Below are 24,690 nucleotides of genomic sequence, written 5' to 3'. Positions count from 1 at the left end.
TCCTTTCGTGCTTGTTCCGCTCTCATCACTTCGCGGGGACCAGCTTGGTGATCTTGGCGCTCTTCAGGTCCAGGCCGAGCACGTCCACAAGCGTGTTGATCGCGGGGTTTCGCTCGGCCCATCGTTGCATCACGGTTTCCGCTTCGGATAGGATCATGGCCGGGACGTTCACCGGTGCCGAGGTGTTCGGCGTTTCGGTGGTGGCGATCTCATCGCCCGACCTCAACAGGTAGTCCCCAATATCCAGCCCCGCCTCACGATCGGCATCCGTGGCCATGTGCTCCAGCAAGTCGGAAACATGCACCGCGTCGAAGAGGTGGCCGATCTCCACGGCTTTCTCCCTCCACTTAGTGAAGGCGCTACCGTCGCGGCTCAGGTCAGGGAATGCCAGCACCTTCCGCCCGGTGAGGGCTTGCAGCTTGGCCAACGTGAAGGCTCCCACGGCCCCGACCGCAACCCACAAGATAGAAGGCACCAACGCGGCGGCTATCATGGCCGTCTTTTCACTCTCCACCACCGCGACCGGCGCATCCATCGGCCAGCTTTTCAGTAGGTGCTCACCGTAGAGGCATTGCTCCAAACGCGAACCTTCAGGAATGCCGCCCGTCAATGCGTGAACCCAACTCTGAGCACCATGCACACGCTTCCCCGTGCTGGGATCGTATTGCATCACCTTCCCAGCCTTCACGTTGCCGTGTTGGTCCACTTGCCAGTAGATCGCAGCCCCGGCCAGTGATCCGCTCGGCCACGTTCCCAGCGCATAGGCACGGGCCACAGTGTCCCAACTATCCGCGCCGATGCGATCGCGCCAATAAGCGGCCAAGTTGTTCCGCTCAGGGTGTGCTCGCAACGCGGCTACCTCGGCGCGCTTATGCAAATGAGGTGGAAGTGGGAGCGGCTCAGGTTTCGGCGACCATGCGCTGCCATCGGCTTCGGTGGGGTGGGTGCCATTGTCGCGGAAGTAGTCGCGTGGTGGGTAGTGGTATGCACATGCGTCCGATCGGTTGCACTTGCCGACGTGCTCAGGTAGTAGTTCCCCGGTGGTGGTATCCACGTACCGCGCGAACTCTCTCGGCTTGCTGCATTGCGGGCAGGTGTGCCGGGTGGATGGACCCTTGTACGGCTCCAGGATGAAACGATGGGGCGCGTTCATCGTGTTGCTCTTTGGAAGTACGTGGCGGGCGTGGCGGGTGGCGGGTGATGCGCTGGACACCTACGGGGACAAGCATTCCCCGCGTTTCGGGGTGTGGCGGTCGCTTGGCGGTGTGGCGGTGGGCAAGTGCTTCCGCCACTACGCCACGGCCCCGCCACCGTGTGAACTCCGGGAACCTCAACACGGGCGCGGCTTTCAGACCAAGGGCCGCCAACCGACAAGCCCGCCAAGGGGTAGCGATCAACCTTCATGGACCTTCGTGTATTGGCCCCCGTCGCGGTGACGTTGGAAGAGCTTCCTATCGCCGAGGTATCGCTCGGCGGTGCGTCGTTTGATACCCATGCCCTCGGCGATCACGATCGCCTTGGCCGTGGCGAACGTTGTGGGCAGTGCGCGGTAGAGCTTCAGCTTGGGGCCGCTCAGTTCATCCACCGGGGTGCTATCGTGAAGGCTGAACAGCACTTTGTCAGCCGTGGAGGTGAAGTAGTCCACAAGGGCGATCGCAGCGGCCAACGATGGGGCGTCAACGTGTGAGGGGATCGCGTGTTCGTTGCTCTCGGCCCATCGTGCCAGCGTGTCTATCACTGCCAACCGCAACGTGTAACTGAGCATCTTGGTCCGATGCCCGGCGCGTGCTTCGTCCCCATCCCGGTTGAAACCGTCGATCTCTGCTTTCAGCGCGGCGTGATGCTTCGCCCAAAGGCGTTTCGCGTCCGGGGTGAACGTGAAGAGTAGCGGGTCGGCACCTTCGTCCGGTGGTGGTATCGAAAGGAGCTTGTGGATGAATGCTTGCCAGTATTCCGCGACTTGTGCATCCGGCTCCGCTTCGCTCCATGCCGGTACTTCCTGGGCTTCGGGATAGGCGAAGAGGATCCGATCCACGAAGCCGTTGGCCCCTCGGCCGTCCGCGATCAACCTTCCCAATACGCCGGGTTGGATCGTACCGCACACGGACACGAACGGACGTTCGACATAGAGCGGCCGCTTGCTCTTCACCCTGTTCACGCGCACGGGTTGGGCGCTCCACATGGAGAGGAACTTTTCCACGTCCCCGCCCTTGCTATACCGTCCGAAGTCCTCCACCCATCCGGCCAGCTCATCGCGATGCAAGCCGACCCCGCGCGGGTTCCGGTTGAGGGCTTCCACCAACGCCTCCGGGGTGGTATCGCTCACCAAGTGTTGATCGCATTCGGGTTCGTGCGGCGCTTCGCCTCCCTCTTCCTTCCGGGCTTGCTTCGCGGCGCGTTCGTATTCCCTCAGCTCATTCTCATAACGCCGGGCGCTTTCACGATCCCGCACCGTCAAGGGTCGGAGCATCATGGTGAGCGGATGCGTTTTGTTCGCGCCCGGCCTGCCTACCAAGGCCAGCCAAAGGATCGCGGGTTCCGTCCATCCACGTTTGGGTGTGATGCGTGCCGAGGTGCCGACCGCTACCGATGCGGCGAAGAGGATCGCGGCCGCCGTGTAGTCCACAGGGAAGCCGATCGTTTCGTGGAGGTGTGAGGTGATCCATTGCAAGCCTTCAGGCAGCACATGGACCGGGAAGCCTTGTGCCTTGGGCCGATCATCTTCCGTCGGTAGCACGGTGAGGTGAGCGGCTTCGGCTTGTATCGCGTTCACCAAGTCGGTGTTGATCGCGTTCGGTGTTACATTTGGCATGGAAGTCAGTATTTGAGCGGGTAAGCGTTGGCGCGCTGCCCGCTCACTTGTTTCCTGCCATGCGTTCCACCGCGACCTCGGCCACCGTGCGACGGCGGCCCGCGTCGATCCAAGCATCCAGTTCGTCCAGGTCAAAGAACAAGCGACCACCCACCTTGCTATGTGGCACCTCCCGGCGATGCGTCTTTTTGTACATGGTCCGGTGGGCCAACCCACAGTATTGGGCAGCTTCGGGTAGTCCGACCCGGCGTTTGCGCTCGGGCTTTTCGTTCATCGTGCGGCTCTTCAGTGCTCGCACATCCACGGCCAACGCATCCAAGCGCGCCGTGATCTCTTCAAAGGGGTTCGTTGTCATTTGCGATGCCCGGCTTGTGCCGAAGCGATCGCAACACTATCCCCACGTTTTGCCCTCCACCGGGAATACACATGTGATCCATGTGTAGGAATTTCCTTCAGTGCTTTACAGGTCGCTCAGTATTGCCTCAGCATGTGCGACGGCCTCGGAGTATCCAAGTCGCTCCAGTTCGACTTTTACCGCTGCCCACGTCTTTCTGCCGTAGGCTTCACGCGATCGGGAACCGCCTCTCAAAAAGGGCTTGCCGTCGGCCCCATCGAAGCGATCCCGTTCCTGCTTCAATTTCTCCCCGGCGCGATCGTGTAGTTGCCCATATTGCTTCGCCAAGCGAATTGCCGCCGTCGCGTTCACGATGCCGTGATCCGAATGCCCGGCCTTTTCCATGCACCAACAAAGGCGCGCAACTATCGGGATGGTCAGGGCCGTGGGCTGCGATGCTTTGGCTTTACCCTTCGGCGTCGCGGCCTTTAGCTTTTCCTCTACCCACTTGCGCATCGTTCGCATGAGAATAGCCGCATCCTCAACCTGCATTCGCTCCATTCGCGGCATGTCGAAATAGGTAGGTGCTTCGCCTTCCCATTTGTCGCACACCCCTTCGGTGTAGTCAAGGAAGGCATCGGCGTTTCCGCCGTGTTCCCAATGGTGCTGAAGCCGTGCGGCCACGTTCTGCTTGCGCACGTTGTTCGGCGATAGCCGGAACAATTCCAGGAGCCGGATCTCGAATAAATCACAAACTCTTTTCCGAAGATCATCACCCTTCCATCCGCTTCGCACCATCTTCCCACTGAGCATGTACACCCTTGGGTTGGGTTCATCGTGGGTGCGTGGCACTGCGTTCGGCGGGAGCACGCTTTCGTAGGTCCAACCTTCGAGAATTTCCGTAGTCGCGTTGCCCCAACTTTCAATTGCTTCTTTGAGGTGGGCCGGGATCTCGTTCCATCGACTTTGATCGAACTCCCGATTATTGAGGCTTGACCATGTGAACCCGTTTTTCCCGTCCGGCATGGTCGCGGGCAGTTCAAACATTCTCGGCATGTCCGAAATGCACAGGCCGGGAATGTGGAGCCGGAGCATTTCGGCCCATTGTTCGATCGCCAACAGATGTTCCTTGCTCGCCTCTTCGCGATCCCAAAGGCGCGGTGCCAAGTAGCCGAGCCTCTTTAGAACTTCCGAATGTTTCTCGGTGTAGGGGTGGATCTTCCTTTTCCCTTCCATCGCTCAGAGCAATTGATCGGCGGCGTCCAACACCTCACTACCGAACCGCTTCAGATAGGCGCGGGTCGTGTTCACACTTTCGTGTCCCATGCTTTCCGATATCACGGCAACGTCAACGCCCTTCCGCTTTAGCGTGGTGGCGAACGTGTGCCGGGCAACGTAGGAGGTGAGGGGGACCGTGATGCCCACCACCTCGGCGGCTTCCTTCAATTCGAGGTTGAGCCGCTTCAGGCACTTTTGGATCCGGTTCCATTGCTGCCTTTCGGTTCCATGCTCTTCGCTCAGGATGGGGAAGAGGTAGGGGCTTTCGTGGCCATCGAATACGGCCAGTAGCTCGGCCAGCGCATCGCTCACCGGGATGCTGAAAGCGTCGTTCGTTTTCCGGCGGCGGTAGAAGATCCGCCCATCGTACACGTCCGCGCGCTTCAGTTGGGCAATGTCCGCGAAGTTCATCCCACGGGCGTAGTAGCTGAACAGGAAGAGGCGAACGCTTTCGCCGAGGTGCGGGTGATCGGCGAACGGGAACCGCTTCAGCTTGTCCATGTCCAACTCAGTGAGGGAACGCGGGTTGGACTTGCTTTTGAGCCGCTTCATGGAGTAGCCCCGTGATCGTGCGGTTTCAAAGGGGTATTGGTCGCGGTGGAGCAAGCCCTCTTTGATCGCCATGTTCACCGCAACGCGAAGCACACGCATATAGGTAGCGATGCCGCCGTTCGTGCATCCAACGCCCTTCAGGTATTGCTCCAGCCCCTCCAGTTTCCGCGCGGTGAGGTCAGCGAACCGAACGGGCTTGCCACCACTGAAGCGCCGAAGGGCGCTTGCAGCGTTGCGGTAAGTGATCGCGTACCCGATGCGGCCCTCGGCCCGGAACGTCTTTTCCAAGTGCTCCAAGTATGCCAGCACATCCTCGGCGGCTTTGGGGTTCCGGTAGCGTGCATCGAAGTTCTCCAGCGAAAGCGCCTTGCTCACCACCAAGCTGTCCACCATGCCGGAAACTTGGGCTTCGATCGCGCTCAGGATCCCGTTCGTGTAGGCCGCACCCTTCACGCGGGCTTTCACCCGGCCCGTGCCTTCGTCCCATTGCTCCAGTGTGCAAGCCTCCTTCGTGGAGTAGCGTTTGATCTTGCCGTTGTGGATCAACTGGAGCCGGATGGGGTGACTTCCACCGGTCAAGGTCTTTCCAGAGAGGCATACGAACCGGGCGCTGAAGCCTTGCGCTTTCGCCTTCGGGTTGAGGTTGATACTTGCACCTGCCATCGGTATCGGGGTAAACGATGGGGTAAATGTAGGGGCAAGGGGAAGGAAAACGAACGGTGCATCTACTTTCCCCGTCGGGCCTACATTTACCACGAACGGCAAGGGCTGGAGTAGGGAAGGGATACCCTTGAAAAGTACCCCGGTAGTTATTCGTAATGAGCAGGTCGTCAGTTCAAATCTGACAGGAGGCTCAGAAGGGATCGCGCAAGCGGTCCCTTTCTGTTTTACCAACTGACGGCTACTTCGATGGCCGTTCCATATCCTTCACGACCTCGAACTTGGGCTCTACCGCCCACTTACCGGTCTTGTCGATGAAGCCCCATTTCTCGCCCTGCTTGGCTGCCGCGTAACCGTTCTTGAAATCACGGACACCTTGGAATTGAGGGGTGATCGCCCAAGCCCCGCTCTTGTCGAAGAACCCGAAGAGCTCGCCCTTCTTGCCCTTGGCCAGGCCATCGGAGAAATCGCCCCAGACCTGGGTGTCCGTCATCCGCATGATGCTGCCATCGCGCGACACATACATCCAGGCATCGGCCTGCTTCACCCGGGCCATTCCGCTCGCCTCATCGAAATCCTCTGCTGCGTCGAATTGCGCTGTGATCGCCCACTCCCCCTTCCGGTTGATGAATCCGACCTTCCCCTCCTTCGTCTTGGCCCAGGCCAGTTCACCGGTGAAATAGCCCACGCTCAGGAACTGCGCGGGGATGACGATGGTTTGATCGCCATCCATGAAGCCGTGCATCTTGTCCTTCTGCTTGAATGGCGAGAGGCCGTTCTTGAAGCCCTTCACATCCACGATGTTCGCATCGCTGATGGCGGTCTCCTTCCCATCGGCGGTGAGGATGTACTGCTTCTTGCCGAGCATCACCAGGGCAAGGCAGCTCTCGAAGGGTTCCACTTTATCATACTTGGCCGGGATGGCCATCTTCCCGTCGGTTCCCATGAAGCCCCAGAGATCGCCGATGCGCACAGGGGCCCGCCCGCAGCTGAAGCCTTGCGCATCCTTGCCTCCGAAAAGGCCGCTGATGAGCACGAAATCGGCGGGGTCCGTCTTCAAGGCTTCACCCTTCACGTTGATGAAGCCGGGCTTGTCCGTGACCGCATCCTTCACCGCAGCGTAGCCGCTCTCCCCGAAAGGAAAGCAGTGCTTGTACTTCGGCGGAATGACCATGTTGCCCGTGTTGTCGACGTAGCCCCAGAACTCACTGTCTGCAGGTCGCGCCTGCGAAAGGAGGGCTTGGGCGTGCATGACCGTGCTGAGCAGCACGGCTGGAATAGCGAGAATGATGTGCTTCATGGCCTGTGTGGGTTCATGGAACGAAGGAAAGCAGACGCTGTGATTCCTGCAATGACCTGGACCGTGTCCCCCACAACAGAGCGATTCCCGAGCACGAGGAGAATGACCTGCCCTTCTGCTCGTGTGTTTCCAAAGTCGCTCAGGATCGTTCGCGCCCATGTTGCGCGGCCATCTACCTTGCCGTCGAAAATCCAAGGAACATGATGGCGTTGCGTACCCCTGCCATGTTGCTCGTGCTGGCAACCTTTGGCGCTCATGCACAGAACACCTGCGAAACCGCAGTGCCCATCGGCTTGGGCACGCACACCGCGCCGCAGGTAACCGGAACGGCTCCAACGCAGCTCTGCGCCGGACCTGCCGCCCCTGGCGCCGCGGGCCTCTGGTACGCATTCACCCCTGCGAACGACATGCTCGTGACGGTGAGCAGCTATGTGACGGGATTCCCGTACGTGGACACGCGCATGCATGTGTATACCGGCACGTGCGCTTCCTTGGCGTGCTATTCCGGCGGCGACGACGAAGGACCCGGCTACACCTCCATCGCCACCTTCAGCGCCACAGCGGGCACCACGTACATCATCGCCTGGGACAGCTACTGGTCGAGCAACGCATTCACCTTCTCTGTGCTTGAATCGTGGGTGCCCGATAATGCTGTTCTCTTCTCCAACACAGTCGTGCCAGGAGTCAGTGGCGCTCAAGGCGCTGTGGATATGAACGATGACGGCAAGGACGACATGGTGTCCCCCGGATATTCCAGCTTCAACGTGGCCTATCAGGGCGATGCCGGCGCGTACAGCGTCACCAACTTCCCTACCACCAACGCGGTGAATACGGCATCCTGGAGCTTCGCCGTGGGCGATTGGGACAGCAACGGCCATCGCGACCTGCTGTACGGCGGGGGCAGCGGCGCCACCTTCATGTCCGCCAACGGCGATGGCACGGCCTACACCCAATGGAGCCCGCCCCAGTACATCTTCTGCCAGCGCACCAACTTCGTCGACCTCAACAATGATGGGCACCTCGATGCCTTCTCCTGCCATGATGTGGATGCCAACGTGGCTTTCATCAATGACGGCGCAGGGCAGCTGGTGCATACCCAGGGCGGCTACGGCACCACCTGCGGCAACTACGGCAGCATCTTCACGGATATAGACAACGACGGCGTTGTGGACCTCTTCGTGGCCAAGTGCGGCTGCGATCCCACGGACCTGCTCATGCTGAACAACGGCAACGGGGCGTTCACCAATGTGGCGCCCTCATTGGGCCTTGCCGATGGCCACCAGAGCTGGAGCAGCGCCTGGGGCGACTTCGACAACGATGGCGACATGGACGCGTTGATCGGTGCCAGCAGCGGCGCGGTGCACAAGCTGCTATTCAACAACGGCGATGGCACCTTCACGGATGCGCCTCCAGGGAACGGCATGGATCTCTGGACCGGCCTGAGCATCGAGTGGACCGCGCACGACTTCAACAACGATGGCTGGATCGACATCCTGGGCGGTGGTGCGCTGCACTACAACAACGGCGACGGCACTTTCAGCCATGATCCCAACGCACCCGGGAACGGGCCCATCGGCGACCTGAATAACGATGGCTTCCTGGACATCTGCAATGGAGGCGGCTATCAGCGCAACAACGGCAACAGCAACAATTGGATCCGGATCAACCCGCAGGGCACTATCAGCAACCGCGACGCCATCGGAGCGCGCGTGACCGTCACCAGCGCGCTGGGCACGCAGATCCGCGACATCCGGAGCGGAGACGGCTTCTCGCACATGAGCTTCATCGGGGCGCACTTCGGCCTGGGTCCCGACACCGAAGTGGAGGAAGTGAGCATCCAGTGGCCCGATGGCACGGTGGAGTCCTTCGAGAACCCGGCGATCAACACCACGCACGTGATCGTGCAGAGCACCGTGACCACGATCATGGAGCCTGCTGGAGGGAACTTCTCCATCTCGCCTAATCCCGCTGCCGAGGCGCTCACGATTGCCGGAACCGAGCCGAACTGCAACTACGCCGTGACCGATGCGAGCGGACGGACGGTGCTCGCGGGACGCGCGGTGAATGGAAAGGTGGGGGTGCAGTCACTCAGCCCCGGGGCGTATGTGCTGCAGGTGCTGGGAACGGATGGCGTGCGATCAGCGCGCTTCGTGAAGCAATAGGCGAAACCGCGCAGATCCGCGGAAGGCATTCGGTCCGGGCAATTGAGCCTAGGGCTCGGTTCCAGCTCCTGCAATCACTGCCCCTTCATCTCCCCGCCCGTCATCCGGTTCCGCTCCAGCTGCATGGGGTTCGGCTGGCGCCACTGCTGCTCCTTGAACACATCGAAGCGCGTGGGCACCATGCGCGGCGGCCAGCTGTTGTTGTTGAGGTCGCAATCCGCCGTCTCCAAGAAGGGATCGAGGGTGACGCGTGTCACCTCCTTGCGCTTCACGAAGACCTTGCTCACCTCGTCGCTGGTCTTCCAGATCTCAGCGGGGATACGCTCCACTTCCTTGGTGCCATCGGTGTACTCCCACTCCAGGATGACGGGCATCACGAGCCCGCCGATGTTCTTGAAGGAGAGCTCATAGAGGTGAATCTCCTCGTTGAGCAGCGTGAGCTCCTCGGGCTTCAGGCCCTTCTTCCACTTCTCATAGGCCGCGATGTCGCGCTCCGTGGCGGTGAGCGGGTCGTAGCTGTTGTAGAAGTCGCGCGTGGCAGGGTCGCGATCCACCACGAAGTCGAGCTTCGCATCAATGTTGCGCTGGCGGCTGAGGTCGGGCACTTCGCGCGCCCTCTCCTCGCGCTTCGTCTTCTCGGCCAGTAATGGATCGCGCGGTGATAGGCGCTTGTAGCGCATGTTCTCCAGACTGATGTCCACGTGGTCGGTGGTGTAGAACCAGCCGCGCCAGAACCAGTCGAGGTCCACCCCGCTCGCGTCCTCCATGGAGCGGAAGAAGTCGGCCGGCGTGGGGTGCTTGAACTTCCAGCGCTCGCAATAGGTCTTGAAAGCGTGGTCGAAGAGCTCGCGGCCCATCACCGTCTCGCGCAGGATGTTGAGGGCCGTGCAGGGCTTGCCGTAGGCGTTGTTGCCGAACTGCGTGATGCTCTCGCTGTTGGTCATGATCGGCTCGATGCGCGCCTTCATTTTGTCAGGCGCGGCGTTGGGGTCGCCCTTCATGTAGTCCACGATGTTGCGGGGCTTGCCGCGCCAGCTGGGGTAATCCTTGTCCCACTCCTGCTCGGTGAGGTATTGCACGAAGGTGTTGAGGCCCTCGTCCATCCAGGTCCACTGCCGCTCATCGGAGTTGATGATCATGGGGAAGAAATTGTGCCCCACCTCGTGCGTGATCACGCCGATCATGCCATACTTCGTGCGCTCGCTGTAAGTTCCGTCCTTCTCCGGCCGCCCGCCGTTGAAGCAGATCATCGGGTACTCCATGCCGATGCGGTCGGTGTGCACGCTGATGGCCACGGGGTAGATGTAGTCGGCCGTGAACTTGCTGTAGGTCTTGATGGTGTGCGCCACCACCTTGGTGCTGTACTGTTCCCACAGCGGGTTGCCCTCCTTGGGATAGTAACTCATGCAGAGCACGTTGTTGGTCTTCACCGGCTGGTTCATCGCATCCCAGATGAACTTGCGGCTGCTGGCGAAGGCGACGTCGCGCACGTTCTTGCTCTTGTACACCCAGGTCTTGGTGCCGCTGCTGCGCTCCTTCTCGTTCTCGAGCGCCTCCTGCGGCGTGACGATCATAACGGGCTTGTCGCTCGTGCGCGCCTGCGCGAGGCGCTTCTGCTGCGCGGACGTGAGCACCGCTGATGCATTCGCCCATTCGCCCGTGGCCGCAACGACGTGGTCGCTGGGCGCCGTGATGCTGAGGGTGTAGTCGCCGAAGTCGAGGGTGAACTCGCCCTGGCCCAGGAACTGCTTATGCATCCAGCCGCTGTAATCCATGTACGCGGCCATGCGCGGGTAGAAGTGCGCGATGGTGAAGAGGTAGTTGTCCTCTTCGGGGAAGTACTCGTAGCCAGCGCGTCCGCCCCACTTGAAGCGGTCGTTGATCCAGTTCCACCACTGCACCTTGAAGACGAACGTCGCGCCCGGCGCGAGCGGCTTCGGGAGGTCGACGCGCATCATGGTCTTGTTGATCGTGTGCTTCAGCTTGCCCCCATTGGCATCGGTCACCGAGGTGATCTTGTATCCACCCTCGAAGGGATTCACCCACTTGTCGATCTGCGAGAGGCTCACGCTATCGCCAAGGGTGCCGGTGCGCGTGGTGTTCGCATCGCTGTTCGGCTCGAAGATGTTCTGATCCAACTGCAGCCAGAGGTACTCGAGCTTGTCGGGGCTCTGGTTGTGATAGGTGATGGTCTCGTAGCCGGTGAGCTTCGGCAGCACGCCTTCACTCGCCTTCGGCTCCGTGATCTCCACATGGATGTCGTAATCCGCCTTCATCTGCCAGTAGGCGTGGCCGGGCGCGCCGCTGGCCGTCCGCTGCTCGTTGGGCGTGGGCAGTTCCTGATCGAGCTGGCGGAACTTGTCGCGGCCGTAACGCGGGGAATCCTGGGCGAGGGCAGTGCTCGTAAGGATCGATGTGCAAATGGTGAGGTAGAGCTTCGAGGACATGTTGGCGAAAGTAGTGGCTGCGGGCCACGCGCTTCGGGCTGGGCAAGGCGTTGAACCGAAGCACTGCCCAGCCCGAAGCCCGCGGCCCGAAGCCATCCCATCTTTGCGCGGTATGAAGCTCTCTCTACTTGCACTCACATTCAGCGTGGCACTCACCGCCCACGACTTCTTCGTGTCAATCCTCACGATCCGTCACAAGCCGGAGACGAAGACCCTTGACCTCACCTGGCGGATGACCGCGCACGACATCGAACACGCGCTGAGCGCACGAGGCGAGTTGAAGCTCGGCTCGGACAAGGAGCACCCTAAGGCCGACAGCTTGCTGAACCGATACTTCATGGAGCACTTAACGCTCTTCCAGGAGAAACAGCTCGCTTGGAACTGGATTGGCAAAGAGCTCGATGGCGAAACGCTGTACTGCTACTTGCAGGTAGAGGGTATCGCCTCACCGAACGGACTGATGGTCTCCAATACGCTCTTACAGGATGTCTTCGCGGAGCAGCAGAACCTGGTGCATGTGGAGGGGGAGAAGATGCCGACGCGGTCGCACACCTTCGTTCGGGAAGCCTCGCCGCATACATTCACCTGGTAACGCGGTAGTTCCAGTTTGAAGGCTTTTCTGACGAAGCGATCCTTGATCGATAGAGGCGCTGCCTGGTAAGCTCTTTCACTCTTGCGCGGCGCAGACGTGCGGCATGCGATTATTGTCTACTGTTGTGTGTGCCGAGCTACTTTCGGCGCAGCCCACAGCGTAAGTACAACAAACTCTCGAACCATGTCACAACGACTCAAAACCCTGATGACGTCCGCTGCGTTTCTTATTGTCATCCCTCACTCATTCGCAGGCGCCACGGAAGACCTTTGGACTGCCCTGAAAGGAGCGAACTATCCGAATGCCCTCACGGCCATTGCCGCAGGTGCAGATGTGAACAGCTTGGACCCTGCGTTCGGCACGCCACTGAACCTGGCTGCTTGCTGGGCAGATGCTGAAGTGGTGAAAGTCCTGATCGATAGCAAGTCCGAGTTGAACTTCGTTCATCCAGCGAACGGATTCACCCCGCTGATCAACGCGGCCTACTGGGGCAATGAAGATGCGGTGAAATTGTTGCTGGCAGCAGGTGCTGACATCAAGGTCAAAACCAAGATCGGGCAAACCCTGCTTTCCCAGGCCATCACCGGATGCGATCTGGAGATCATCAAGATGCTGGTGGATGCAGGCGCTGACCCGCTGGAGAAATACTCCATTGGCCCTTTGACCGGTCAGACCGTGATGAACGCACTGATCAGCGTCAAGGAAGGTGAGGAGCGCGTGGCTTACCTGGCCGGACTGGTGGAACCCATGTCCAAGATGGGCGTCACACTACCCACACGCATTACGAATGCGCAAGCGAGCCAGTTCAGCACCTTGGAACAGATGGCCGTTTACCTCTTGAGAAAGGAGCCGACCCCAACCAGGTTGTTGCCGGCACTTGGGGGAACATCTTGATGCAATCGCTCGACTTCGGCAAGACCGGGGTCGCCAGAGCGCTGATCGAGCACGGGGCGAACGCTGACTTCGACGAGAAGAAAGGATTCAACGTAAAGGATCGCACAGGTGATGCAGCCAAGCTGCCGAACTTCACTTACACGAACGGCGACTTCGTTCTCGCGGCCGTCCTCACCAACAATCTCGAATTCGTGAAACTGATGGTCGAGAAGTACCCCAAGTACGTGTCGAAGATCTACGAAGGGAGCGGCAAGCAGAATTGCTCCGGCCTCCCCGGCGGAACGAATTACAATGCCGAGGGGATCAACCTGCTCATGGTGGCTGCGGACAAAGGCAATCTCGATATCGTGAACTACCTGATCTCCAAAGGAGCTGGCAGAGGTGATGCTGTGAAGATCAAGCAATTCAAAGCCGACAAGTTCTGCCCGATGTTCTCGGTCATGTTCACCATGGGCTTCGCGCGCAACTCGAACAATCAGGGCGTGATTGATGCGGTGAAAGCCGCTGGCTTCGGGAAAGAGTAGAACGCGCAGTGGATCAGGAGTTCATGGATGACGCCTGTATGGTGTGAACTAGGCCTTGGGAACAAACAACTTCGGCCGACGCGGTCGCATACGTTCATCAAAGGGAGTTCGCCCCATACCTTCACATGGTAACAGAGCGACGTATACAAGAGAACGAGAATGACATTCTTAGAACTTGCTGAAGCAACTATAAAAGCCGTTGATCGACCACTGACTGGAAACGAGATCTGGGAACTCGCCGTCCAGAGAGGATTGGACAAGAAGCTCAAGACGAGGGGCAAGACACCGTGGGCGACGTTAGGCGCAAGGCTGTATGTAGAAGTACGCGACAATACAGCGAGCAGGTTCGTCGCGGTGGGAAAGCGACCGACCCGTTTCGGACTGAAGGGCTCATCCCTGGAGCTCATCTCTCCAACAGTTGAGGCGACGACTATCGATGACAAGAACAACTACTCCGAGCGCGATTTGCACCCAATGCTGGTGTACTACGCCGACTCGTCGCCACATTTCCGCGGTGCGAAGCTGAAGACCATTTATGATCAGCACTCAATAAAGCGAAAGAAAGGGGTTAACGAATGGATCCATCCCGACATCGTTGGTGTGTATCTGCCTTTCAAGGAGTACAAGAACGAACTATTGGACCTCATTGCTTCGATCTCGGTTTCAGCGATCAAGTTGTACTCCTTCGAGTTGAAGAAGGATCTTGACATGGGCAACTTGCGAAGGCACTACTTCCAAGCGGTGTCAAATTCAAGCTGGGCACACGAAGGATACTTGGTGGCTGTCAAGATTGGAGACTCAGTGGTTGAGGAAGTGCGCAGCTTGGCAGATACGTTCGGCATTGGGCTCATCCAACTTCAACCTGAACAGGTCGAACAATCGGAGATATTGATCCCAGCGAAACAGAAAGCGCAACTGGATCTCGATGCAATGGACAAGCTTGCGCGCGATAACCCTGAATTCGAGGCATTCTTGCAGAACATCACCAACGATAGCAAGACGCGCAAGATTCTGAGCACATACGATCAGGTACTTTCACCTGAGGCGATGGTCAAACACATTGAGAAGCACGGCATTCTATAGCCCTCGCTGCTATCCATGACCCGCTCCGAGAAGGCCGCCTTCGTCTCCCGCAAGCTTGCCGAACTCTACCCGCGCACGCGCATTCCGCTCGACCACGAGGATCCCTACACCCTACTGGTAGCGGTGGTGCTCAGCGCGCAATGCACAGACAAGAAGGTGAACGAGATCACGCCCTTGCTCTTCGCCAAGGCGCGCACGCCGCAGCAGATGGTGAAGCTGAGCGTGCAGCAGATCGAGGACATCATCCGGCCTTGCGGCCTGGCGCCGGCGAAAGCGAAAGGCATACACGGCCTTTCAAAGATCGTTCTTGAGAAGCACGGCGGCCAAGTGCCAAGCACCTTGGAAGAACTGGAAGCGCTTCCATCCGTGGGTCACAAGACCGCCAGCGTAGTGATGGTGCAAGCCTTCGGCGTGCCGGCCTTCCCGGTGGACACCCACATCCATCGCCTCGCTTGGCGCTGGACCCTGAGCACGGGCAAGAGCGTGGAGCACACCGAAGCCGACCTGAAGAAGCTCTTCCCCAAGGAGGAATGGGCCGACCTCCATCTCCGCATCATCTACTTCGGCCGGGAGCACTGCCCGGCCAAGGGGCACGATCCGCGAACGTGCCCGATCTGCTCCGTGGTGGGGCGGAAGGAGCTCTTCGACTGATCTTCGCGGCCGATGAGCGCGATCGGCTACTATCTGGCCCTGCCCTTCCTCTACGGCATCGCGCTCCTCCCGTTCCCGTTGCTCTATTTCCTGAGCGACTGCACCCGATTCCTCCTCTTCGGCGTGATCGGTTACCGCAAGGGCGTGGTGCTCACGAACCTTCGCAAGAGCTTCCCGGAAAAGAACGAAGCAGAGATCAGGGCCATCGCGAAGCGCTTCTACCGCTGGTTCTGCGACCTCACGCTGGAGACGCTGAAGACGCTCACCATCTCGCCCGAAGAGGTGCGGCGGCGCGTGAGTTTCCCTGGCGCCGATGTGTTCAGGCCATTCGTTGAGCGGAATCAGAGCGTGATCATCGTTATGGGCCATTACGGCAATTGGGAGCTGGCCGGCGCGCGCTTCGCCGCAGAGCCCGGGCTTCACCAGCTGTACGTCATCTACCATCCGCTGCAGAACCCGCACTTCGAGCAGCTCATCGTGCGCATGCGCACCCGGCTGGGCAACCGGCTCTATGCCATGCAAGAGACCTTCAAAGGCATGGTGCGAGACCGGCAGCTGCTCACAGCCACGGCCTTCATCGCCGACCAGACGCCGTCACCGGAGCGGGCCTATTGGACAACCTTCCTCAACCAGGACACCCCCGTATTCACCGGAACTGGCGTGATTGCCAAGAAGTTGGGGTATCCTGTCATCTACCTCAGCATCCAGCAAGCCAGGCGCGGGCATTACGATATGCACGCCGAAGTGCTGGTTCCTGATCCGAAATCGATGTCGGGGAATGACATCAATCAGCTCCATACCGATCGTTTGCAACGGGACATCCGCCAGAAGCCCGACCTTTGGCTCTGGACACACCGCAGATGGAAGCACCAGCGCCCCCACGCGTAACCGTGAAGCACACCGGCGAGCGCAAGGATCTGATCCTTGCCACACGGCCCTTTGCGCTGGAGCAACGCGCCAGGAGTTGGATGCACCTCTTCGTCTCAGTGGTCGTCACTGCGGGCTGCTACTTCGGCACCGTCTATTTCGACCCGCTCTGGAGCAAGGCCGCATTCGGTGTGCTCACGGGTCTAGCGCTGGTGCGCCTCTTCATCCTGTACCACGACCACCAGCACAAGAGCATCCTCAACCGCAGCAAGCCGGCCGATGCCTTCTTCTGGTTCTTCGGCATGTGGATGCTCAGTCCGCCCAGCATCTGGAAGCGCAGCCACGATCACCATCACAAGCACAACTGCAAGCTTTACACGAGCAGCATCGGCTCCTTCCCCGTGGTGACCGTGGAGAAGTACAAGAGCCTGACGCGCAGCGAGCGCTTCGCCTACAACTTCATCCGGAGCCCCTTCGCCATCGGGCTCGGTTACGTGTTCGTCTTCATCATCGGCATGTGCCTCAACAGCTTCATCAGCAATCGCGGAAGGCATTGGGACAGCCTCATCACCTTGGTCTTCCACAGTGCGCTCGGCTTCACCACCTGGTGGTTCCTGGGCTGGGAGAACCTGGTCTTCGCCTTCTTCCTCCCCTACCTGGTCACCTTCGCGCTCGGGAGCTACCTCTTTTACGCGCAGCACAATTTCCCCGGGACCGTTTTCGCTGACAAGGATGGGTGGAGCTATGTGAAGGCCGCGCTCGATAGCAGCAGCTATATGAAGATGAACCCGGTGCTGCAGTGGTTCACGGGCAACATCGGCTTCCACCACGTTCATCACCTCAACGCCCACATCCCCTTCTATCGGCTGCCGGAGGCCCACCGGGCCATCCCAGAACTGCGCGAAAAGGCCAAGCGCACGAGCCTTTGGCCTTGGGATATCGTTGCGTGCTTCCGACTGAAGGCTTGGGACCCGGCCTTGCAGCGCATGGTGTCCCGCCAGGAGCTGAGGCACCAGCTCAGCCGCTGAAATGGAAGAGGCCCCTTCACGGGGCCTCTCCGATTCTTGCGTGGCGGCTCAGTTCAGAACCAGCTGAACGGTGCCCAGCGGCGGCGCCTCCACCGCCTGAACAGCCTTGGAATAGCTCAGGATCAACTGGATCGTGGATTCCTTGGGGCCTAGGGTTGCGGGGGGCATCGGTCGGTGTCGGGCGTACTTGCGGCGTAGAGTAGTGTTGGCCATCGGCTCGGTGTAGGTGGTTTCGATGCTGTCTGAACGGAGGATCGCCCGCCGTATTGCATCGGCCCGGAAAAAGTGCGGCGGGCCCCCTTCGGAGTCCGCCGGTGAATCGGGATCCGGTCTGGCCGGACCCGCTGGGCATCCTAAGCCCGCTCCAAGGCGATCTCGTGCTTGTCGATCATCTTGCGCATGTTGATCAGGGCATAGCGCATGCGGCCCAGCGCGGTATTGATGCTCACATCCGTGTGCTCAGCGATCTCCTTGAAGCTCATATTCAAGTAGGTGCGCATGATCACCACCTCACGCTGCTCATCGGGCAAATGGTCGATGAGCTTCCGCACATCGGCATCGACCTGCACGTTCACCAGGCTCTGTTCGGCATTCTTGCCCGGCTGCTGCATGGCGGCGAAGACGTCGTGGTCGTCCTTGCTGCGCACGAGCGGCATCTTCTTGTTCCGGCGGAAATGATCGATGACCAGGTTGTGGGCGATGCGCAGCACCCATGGCAGGAACTTGCCCTCCTCATTGTACTTGCCGCCCTTCAGGGTGTTCACCACCTTGATGAAGGTCTCTTGGAAGAGGTCCTCGGTGAGCTCCCGGTCGCGCACCAGCAGGTAGATGTGCGACCACACCTTCCGCTTGTGGCGGTGCAGGAGCGTCTCGAAGGCCGATTCCTGGCCGTTGAGGTATAGCTGGACGAGCTCTTGGTCGTCGATGGAAACCGCCGCCTTGGCGAACGTGCGCTTGGATAGCATGGCCTTACCCGTTTTGGTCCGTGATGGATCGAGAACGTCAGGGTAGAGGTCTGGCTATCGGCTGTGGCGGTTTGGTTGATGTGGCCCGGACAGGGCTTCGGATGTACGAGGGATAGACGCCTAACGGGGGAGGAACGTTGCCTACTTGTGGTTATTGCTCGAACCCTGAAAATTGTCTTCCTGCGGACCCAAATATAGGCCCACTCCTGCCCACCGCTGGACCGGAGGCTAATTTCGTCGCCCCTTTCCCCAGCCCTACCGCCCCTTGCCTGCAAAGTCCGCCGCTCCGGCACCAGAGCTCCTGCGCAAGCTGCGCCACGGCTCCATCCGTGTTGAAGGTGCACGGGTCCATAACCTGAAGAACATCAGCGTAGAGATCCCGCGCGGCAAGCTGGTGGTGGTCACCGGGCTCAGCGGCAGCGGAAAGAGCAGTTTGGCGTTCGATACGCTCTATGCCGAAGGCCAGCGCCGCTATGTGGAGAGCCTCAGCAGCTACGCTCGGCAGTTCATGGGCCGCTTGGAGAAGCCCGATGTGGACCGCATCATCGGCATCAGTCCCGCCATCGCCATCGAGCAGAAGGTGCAGAGCAGCAACCCGCGCAGCACCGTGGGCACCAGCACCGAGGTGTACGACCACCTCAAGCTGCTCTTCGCGCGCGCCGGCGAGACCATCTCGCCCACGAGCGGTCAGCTTGTGAAGCGGCATACCATCGAGGATGTCGTGGCGGGCGTGAACAGCTACCCATACGGCAGCACGGTGCTGATGCTTTCACCGCTGGCCATCCCAAAGGGCCGCAGCATCAAGGAGCACCTCGACGTCCTGCAGCAACAAGGCTATGCGCGTGTGCACGACGGATCCGATGTGCACCGCATTGAGGATCTCCTGTCGGACAGGAAAACGCTGAAGGGCACCTACTTCCTCGTGGTTGATCGCCTCAGCGCCGTGCCTGGCGATCAGGAGAACGAGAGCCGCACGGCCGACAGCGCGGAGACCGCCTTCTTCGAAGGACACGGCGAGCTCATCCTCTTGGGAGAGGATGGCAGGCAAATGGGCTTCAGCGACAAGTTCGAGCTCGACGGCATCACCTTCGAGGAGCCCAGCCCGAACCTCTTCAGCTTCAACGACCCCGTAGGCGCCTGCCCGAAGTGCGAAGGCTATGGAAGCATCATCGGCATCGATGCCGAACTGGTGATCCCCGACAAGCGCCTGAGCCTCTACGACGATTGCGTGGCTCCCTGGCGCGGTGAGGTGCTCAGCGAGTGGAAGCGCGATTTCATCCGCGATAGCTCGAAGCACGACTTCCCCATCCACCGCCCCTACCGCGAACTCTCAGCCGAGCATCGGAAGCTCCTGTGGAATGGTGCCAAGGGCCTGCATGGCATCGACGCCTTCTTCAAGTACGTGGAGGAGAAGAGCTACAAGATCCAGTACCGCGTGCTGGCCAGCCGCTACCGCGGCAAGACCACTTGCACTGAATGCGAAGGCACTCGCCTGCGGAAGGAAGCGCGCTATGTGAAGTTGGGCGGTAAGGACATCACCGAGCTCACGAGCATGCCCATCGCGGAATGCCTGCGCTTCTTCGAGGAGCTGGAGCTGAACGATGCCCAGCACCGCATCGCCGCGCGGCTGCTCAAGGAGATCGGCAATCGCCTGCGCTACCTGTCCGATGTTGGCGTAGGCTACCTCACGCTCGATCGGCGAAGCAACACCCTCAGCGGCGGCGAGACCCAGCGCATCGACCTGGCCACATCGCTTGGCAGCAGCCTTGTCGGGAGCATGTACATCCTCGACGAGCCCAGCATCGGCCTGCACCCGCGCGACACCGAGCGCCTCATCGGCGTGCTGAAGAAACTGCGCGATCTGGGCAACACGGTGATCGTGGTGGAGCACGACGAGGAAGTGATGCGCGCAGCGGACCACCTCATCGACATGGGCCCCATGGCGGGCAGCCACGGCGGTGAAGTGGTATTCAGCGGGCCATTCGAGGCGCTGGCGTCGAGCGATGGACTCACCGCGCGCTACCTCACCGGACGCGAGCGCATATCGCCGCCAGAGAAACATCGTCCTGTGCGCGATAGACTCCTGCTTCGCGGCGCACGCGAGCACAATCTCAAGGACATCGACGTGGCCTTCCCTCTCCACATGCTCACCGTGGTCACGGGCGTGAGCGGAAGCGGCAAGACCACGCTCGTGAAGCGCATCCTCTACCCGGCCATCAAGCGCCACCTCGAAGGCTTCAGCGAGCGGCCTGGCGAGCACACCGCGATCGAAGGCGACCTCGCTCGCATCGAGGCCGTTGAGCTGGTGGATCAGAATCCCATCGGCCGCAGCAGCCGCAGCAACCCGGTGACGTACGTGAAGGCGTGGGACGAGGTGCGGCAATTGTTCAGCGAGCAGGAAGTGGCCAAGGTGCGCGGCTACAAGCCGAGTCATTTCAGCTTCAATGTCGATGGCGGGCGCTGTGAGGTCTGCCAGGGTGAAGGCGAGGTCCGCATCGAGATGCAGTTCATGGCGGATATCAGCCTCACCTGCGAGGCATGCAAGGGCCGGCGCTTCCGGGACGAAGTGCTCGACGTGAAGTTCCAGGGCATCGATGTCTCCGACCTGCTCGCCATGACGGTGGATGACGCGATCGCCTTCTTCTCCCCGCACCAGAGCCTAGGCGCGTGCGCGCGCATCGTGCAGAAGCTCCTTCCGCTCCAGCAGACCGGCATGGGATACGTGAAACTCGGCCAGAGCAGCAGCACGCTATCGGGCGGCGAGGCGCAGCGCATCAAGCTGGCCAGCTTCCTCACCAAGGGGCAGGACGAGCGGCCAACCCTCTTCATCTTCGACGAGCCGACCACCGGACTTCACTTCCACGACATCGCGAAGCTGCTTGCGGCGCTCGGCATGCTCATCGCCAACGGGCATAGCGTGATCTGCATCGAGCACAACACCGAAGTGATCAAGTGCGCGGACCAGGTGATCGACCTCGGCCCTGAAGGCGGGGATGGCGGAGGAGGATTGCTCTTCGCCGGCACGCCCGAGGAATTGGCGCGGGAGGATTCGCACACGGGGCGCGCGATGGCGAAGGCCTGGCAGCGTTAGCGCAGCAGCGTGACGTGCGTGGTGATCGTGACCGGATCGGTGCCCTTGCAGAATTCCTTGTAGGTGACGATCACGAAGTAGGTGCCATCGGGCACGGTCTCGCCGTCGTTCCGCAGCTTGCCGTTCCACCCGTAGTTCCCTGATGTGGTCTCGAACACGCGCTGTCCCCAGCGGTTGTAGATGTCCATCTGGAAATCAGCAGCAGGGTCAACGCCCTCAACCAGGTACAGGTCGTTGATCTTGTCCCCGTTCGGAGTGAACACGTTCGGCACGATCGCCTCACTGTCACCGATCAGGAAGAAGACCACATTCACCGTGTCCGTCACCGGACAGCCGGCAGGATCGATTGCCGTGAACCAATAGGAGCCATCATCCTCCACGGTGATGGATGGCGTGCTCAGGCCATTGCTCCAAGTGATGCTTAACGGCGTGAACGGCGGGGCGAGCGTGGCATCCTGTCCAGGGCAGATCTGGCGGTCGGCGAGCGGCTCATGCGTGGTCGGTTCCAGCACGATGATCGTGTCCGTGCCCGTGCAGAATCCGTCGGTCACCACCACGATGTACGCGCCAGGCTCACTTGCACTGATGGTGGCGGTCTGCGCGCCCGTGCTCCAGGCGTACGTATCGTAACCGGCTCCTGCATCCAGCAGCACGCTGGCCCCATCGCACAATCCCACAGGCGACTCCAGGTCGAGCGTGAGACCGGGGATGCCCACATCGATGGTCTGCGATGCGAACGCGGTATCAGCGCACACGGGATCAACAATGCCGAGGGTGATCGTGTATTGGCCCGGAGCAGCATAAGCATGGGAAGGATTGGTCAGGGTGGAACCGCTGCCATCGCCGAAGCTCCAGAGGAATATGCTGCTGCCCAGGCTGGTGTTGAAGAGATCCACCTCCACGGCGTCGCAATTGCCGGAAGGCACCGCTTCGAAGGCCGGTTGAAGATCCACAGGCGCCACCACCGTGATCTGCACGGTTGCCGTATCCACGGCCACGCACAATCCGATCGCCGTTCCCACCAGCGTGATGGTGTACACGCCGGGTTCGGCGTACTGGTGCGCCAGTGTCACCACCGTGCTCGTTGGCGACCCATCGCCCAGGTCCCACAGCCAGGCGTCAGCGGTGCCCACCGCATTGAGCACGACAGGATCATCGAGGCAGAGCACCAGGTCGCTGATGCTCGCATCGATGTTCACCTGCACGTTCTGCTCGAAGTCGATCTTGAACACGCCGAGGTTGCAGTTCATGCCGTTGTCGGTGCTGCTCCAGGCGCCGGGCGTCGTCGGGAAGGTGGTGGTCCCGAATCCGCAGCCCGCGCATACGGCCTGGTAAACGATACCATCCTTGTCGAATCGGCTGGTGCCACCATCGACATGCTCCGTGGCGGTGCCTCCGAAGAAGGTGGCGTAGGCGAGTGATGCCGCATCAGCATTGAGCACCATCAGATAGAAGTCGCTGCCATCGGTGCCGGGTTGATAGGCATCGGCAGTAACGGGCAACCCTAGCGTGCTGCTGGTGGTAACGCCGCCGCCGGCCGGATTCACGGTCCCGCCCCAGCCACTGAAGTAGATCTGGCCGCAATCGCTCACCAGGAATGCGGATGGACTGATGTTCTCCGTTCCGTTGGTGCCGATGCGGGTGCTCCACGACGATGCTGAGAGCGCGCTGTTGAACTTATGGATGAACTGCGAGCCCGTTGGGTTCGCGTAGACGCCGCCACTGACCGGATAAGCTCCGGTGGTCTGCCCCACCACATACACATTGTTCTGCGGATCGAGCTGCACGAAGTAAGCCTGATCGAAGCCCGTTGTTCCGAAGTAGGTGGTACCGAGCAGCGCGCCGGTACCGCTGTACCGCGCCAGCCAGCCATCGCCGCCTCCGGCATTGGCCGCTTGGAACGGCGAGCCCGCAGCAGGCAGATCAGTGCTCAAGGTGCCGCCGGTCACGTACACATCGCCGGTGGTGGACACCTGCACTCCATAGGCCGCATCGTTGCCCGAACCGCCATGGTAAGTGGCCCAGAGCATGTTGCTGAGCACGGGGTCCATGCGGAAGATGTAGCCGTCAAGGCTCCCGCCGAAGACCGCTTGCGATGCGCCCGGCGTGGTGAAGAGGCCGCTGCTGGCCGTACAGCTCGCGATGATCGGATTCTCATCGGCATCCATGATGATCTCGCCACGGAAGGGATCACCGTAGTTGCGCAACAGCGGTGTGAACTGGTTGAGGCCATCGTTAGCGCTGCCGCCCACGTAGGTCGATCCCAGCAGCGCATCCGCGTCCGCATTCAGATGCACCACCGCGATGTCGCTGCCGAAGCTGTAGTTGAAGCCATAGGAGCCGCCGAAGGGCGGAAGGGTGCCGCCCCCGAGGGTGTTGTCATAGCAGCCGCTGGTGACCGGGAAGTTGCTCGATCCCGTGGTGCCGAGGATGAAGAGCTCATTGGCGCTGTTCACCACCATGCTGTGCGGCAGATCGTTCTCGCTGCCGCCGATGTAGGTGCTCCAGATCAGGCTCGTTCCATCAGGCGCGAACTTGCTCACGCCCATATCAATGGTGCCGCCGGCGAACGCGTTCTGCACCACGCCCACGGTGAGCGGATAACCCACGCCGAACGCGCTGCCCGCGCCATAGAGGTGGCCCTCGTCATCATAAGTCGCCGTGCATCCGAAGTTATCAGCGAAGCTGCCCACGTAGCTGCTGAAGGTCACTACCGGGTCGATCACCAGCGTCGCCGTGCGGTCGTAGCCATCTGGAAAGCTGAACGACACTTGATCGCCGCGCTGCACGAATTCGCAACGCACCGGGGACTTCGACCCATCTCGCTCGGTCCACGCTACGGGACGCTGCTCGATAAGGGTGCCTGCAGTGGTCTTCACGTAGGTCATGCCATCGCGCACCTCAAGCTTGTCCTGGCCTTCGTAGCGCATGACGATCGCCGCAGCATCGGCGCCTGCCGCCACCACCCAATCGTACTTCAGCCCTTCGTGGCCATGCACGTGCAAGTCGATGCCGGGGTACACAGCATTCAATTCCGCTCCGCCGAAGACCCCTACCCCACCGGCCCAATTCGCTCGATCGTTGCCCAGAAAGTAATTGACGTAATGCGGCTGCCGGTCCTCTGCGCGGTGCGCGGCAGCACGCCCCCCCTCGAAGTGGACGCGGAACGCATGCTCACGGTACGGTTCGTACGGCGTGTCCTTCGGCATGGCATGCTGAGGACCGCCGCTGCGCAGCACGTACGTGAAGGCCGATGGCTCCACGAACACGGCACCACCAGGTGTCATGGCCCGGAAGAGGACCTGCTGCGGCCATTGGCCCTTGTTCTCATGGAACTCCAATCCGCGGTGCCCGCCGTGATCATGCGCATGATCGTGAGCGGCAAGGCAAATCGGCACCGCGAATGCGGCGGTCAGAAGTAGGGTGCTTCGCATGCTCCGAAAGTAGTGT

The 24,690-nt window shown here is 60.6% G+C and carries 18 protein-coding genes; 9 read left to right on the top strand and 9 right to left on the bottom strand.

Going from position 1 to position 24,690, the window contains the following annotated elements; genetic code table 11:
* Nucleotides 1–25: 25 nt before the first annotated feature.
* The 6 genes from IPK70_04820 to IPK70_04795 form a co-directional block, all read right to left on the bottom strand.
* Nucleotides 26–1,153: a hypothetical protein gene (locus tag IPK70_04820; GenBank protein ID MBK8226479.1), complete on the bottom strand. Its 1,128-nt coding sequence runs from the start codon at nucleotides 1,151–1,153 to the stop codon at nucleotides 26–28.
* Nucleotides 1,154–1,393: 240 nt separating this feature from the next.
* The gene (locus IPK70_04815; protein MBK8226478.1) at nucleotides 1,394–2,812 is read right to left on the bottom strand and encodes a DUF3987 domain-containing protein; all 1,419 of its coding nucleotides are present in this window, start codon (nucleotides 2,810–2,812) and stop codon (nucleotides 1,394–1,396) included.
* A 43-nt stretch (nucleotides 2,813–2,855) separates the two neighbouring features.
* Nucleotides 2,856–3,167, bottom strand: coding sequence for a helix-turn-helix domain-containing protein (locus IPK70_04810; GenBank protein ID MBK8226477.1), 312 nt, complete (start codon nucleotides 3,165–3,167; stop codon nucleotides 2,856–2,858).
* Nucleotides 3,168–3,272: 105 nt separating this feature from the next.
* Complete coding sequence (locus IPK70_04805; GenBank protein MBK8226476.1) at nucleotides 3,273–4,382, bottom strand: hypothetical protein; 1,110 nt, start codon at nucleotides 4,380–4,382, stop codon at nucleotides 3,273–3,275.
* Nucleotides 4,383–4,385: 3 nt separating this feature from the next.
* Nucleotides 4,386–5,639, bottom strand: coding sequence for a site-specific integrase (locus IPK70_04800; GenBank protein ID MBK8226475.1), 1,254 nt, complete (start codon nucleotides 5,637–5,639; stop codon nucleotides 4,386–4,388).
* Between the two features lie 238 nt (nucleotides 5,640–5,877).
* Nucleotides 5,878–6,936 (bottom strand): WG repeat-containing protein, encoded by a 1,059-nt coding sequence (locus IPK70_04795; protein MBK8226474.1) that lies wholly within the window; start codon nucleotides 6,934–6,936, stop codon nucleotides 5,878–5,880.
* A gap of 200 nt (nucleotides 6,937–7,136) precedes the next feature.
* Here IPK70_04795 and IPK70_04790 point away from each other — a divergent pair, with 200 nt between their 5' ends.
* Nucleotides 7,137–9,098, top strand: coding sequence for a VCBS repeat-containing protein (locus IPK70_04790; protein ID MBK8226473.1), 1,962 nt, complete (start codon nucleotides 7,137–7,139; stop codon nucleotides 9,096–9,098).
* A 74-nt stretch (nucleotides 9,099–9,172) separates the two neighbouring features.
* On the opposite strand, the gene IPK70_04785 is transcribed toward IPK70_04790, so the two are convergent.
* Nucleotides 9,173–11,545, bottom strand: coding sequence for a M1 family metallopeptidase (locus tag IPK70_04785; protein ID MBK8226472.1), 2,373 nt, complete (start codon nucleotides 11,543–11,545; stop codon nucleotides 9,173–9,175).
* 112 nt (nucleotides 11,546–11,657) lie between these two features.
* Here IPK70_04785 and IPK70_04780 point away from each other — a divergent pair, with 112 nt between their 5' ends.
* The 7 genes from IPK70_04780 (at nucleotide 11,658) to IPK70_04750 (ending at nucleotide 17,184) form a co-directional block, all read left to right on the top strand.
* Nucleotides 11,658–12,137: a hypothetical protein gene (locus tag IPK70_04780; protein MBK8226471.1), complete on the top strand. Its 480-nt coding sequence runs from the start codon at nucleotides 11,658–11,660 to the stop codon at nucleotides 12,135–12,137.
* Nucleotides 12,138–12,320: 183 nt separating this feature from the next.
* Complete coding sequence (locus IPK70_04775; protein MBK8226470.1) at nucleotides 12,321–13,031, top strand: ankyrin repeat domain-containing protein; 711 nt, start codon at nucleotides 12,321–12,323, stop codon at nucleotides 13,029–13,031.
* Entirely contained in the window at nucleotides 13,031–13,555 is a 525-nt protein-coding gene (locus tag IPK70_04770; protein ID MBK8226469.1) for a hypothetical protein, read from the top strand. Before IPK70_04775 ends, IPK70_04770 begins: the two co-directional genes overlap by 1 nt.
* Nucleotides 13,556–13,714: 159 nt before the next feature.
* Entirely contained in the window at nucleotides 13,715–14,638 is a 924-nt protein-coding gene (locus IPK70_04765; protein MBK8226468.1) for an HrgA protein, read from the top strand.
* Nucleotides 14,639–14,653: 15 nt separating this feature from the next.
* On the top strand, nucleotides 14,654–15,289 hold the full coding sequence (gene nth / locus IPK70_04760; GenBank protein ID MBK8226467.1) for an endonuclease III: 636 nt from the start codon (nucleotides 14,654–14,656) through the stop codon (nucleotides 15,287–15,289).
* A gap of 12 nt (nucleotides 15,290–15,301) precedes the next feature.
* The gene (locus IPK70_04755) at nucleotides 15,302–16,177 is read left to right on the top strand and encodes a lysophospholipid acyltransferase family protein (GenBank protein ID MBK8226466.1); all 876 of its coding nucleotides are present in this window, start codon (nucleotides 15,302–15,304) and stop codon (nucleotides 16,175–16,177) included.
* Complete coding sequence (locus IPK70_04750) at nucleotides 16,150–17,184, top strand: fatty acid desaturase (protein MBK8226465.1); 1,035 nt, start codon at nucleotides 16,150–16,152, stop codon at nucleotides 17,182–17,184. Before IPK70_04755 ends, IPK70_04750 begins: the two co-directional genes overlap by 28 nt.
* A 353-nt stretch (nucleotides 17,185–17,537) precedes the next feature.
* On the opposite strand, the gene IPK70_04745 is transcribed toward IPK70_04750, so the two are convergent.
* Nucleotides 17,538–18,149 carry a sigma-70 family RNA polymerase sigma factor gene (locus tag IPK70_04745; GenBank protein ID MBK8226464.1) on the bottom strand — a complete coding sequence of 204 codons (612 nt, stop codon included), beginning with the start codon at nucleotides 18,147–18,149 and terminating at the stop codon, nucleotides 17,538–17,540.
* A gap of 310 nt (nucleotides 18,150–18,459) precedes the next feature.
* Between IPK70_04745 and uvrA the strand changes: the two genes are divergently transcribed.
* Nucleotides 18,460–21,240, top strand: coding sequence for an excinuclease ABC subunit UvrA (uvrA, locus tag IPK70_04740; GenBank protein MBK8226463.1), 2,781 nt, complete (start codon nucleotides 18,460–18,462; stop codon nucleotides 21,238–21,240).
* Here the strand turns inward: uvrA and IPK70_04735 are convergent.
* Entirely contained in the window at nucleotides 21,237–24,674 is a 3,438-nt protein-coding gene (locus IPK70_04735) for a gliding motility-associated C-terminal domain-containing protein (protein MBK8226462.1), read from the bottom strand. The two genes, uvrA and IPK70_04735, sit on opposite strands and share 4 nt — an antisense overlap.
* Between the last annotated feature and the right edge of the window lie 16 nt (nucleotides 24,675–24,690).

The sequence above is a fragment of the Flavobacteriales bacterium genome, assembly GCA_016712535.1.
Classification (GTDB): Bacteria; Bacteroidota; Bacteroidia; order Flavobacteriales_F; family PHOS-HE28; genus PHOS-HE28.
This window is presented reverse-complemented; position numbering and strand designations above follow the sequence as displayed.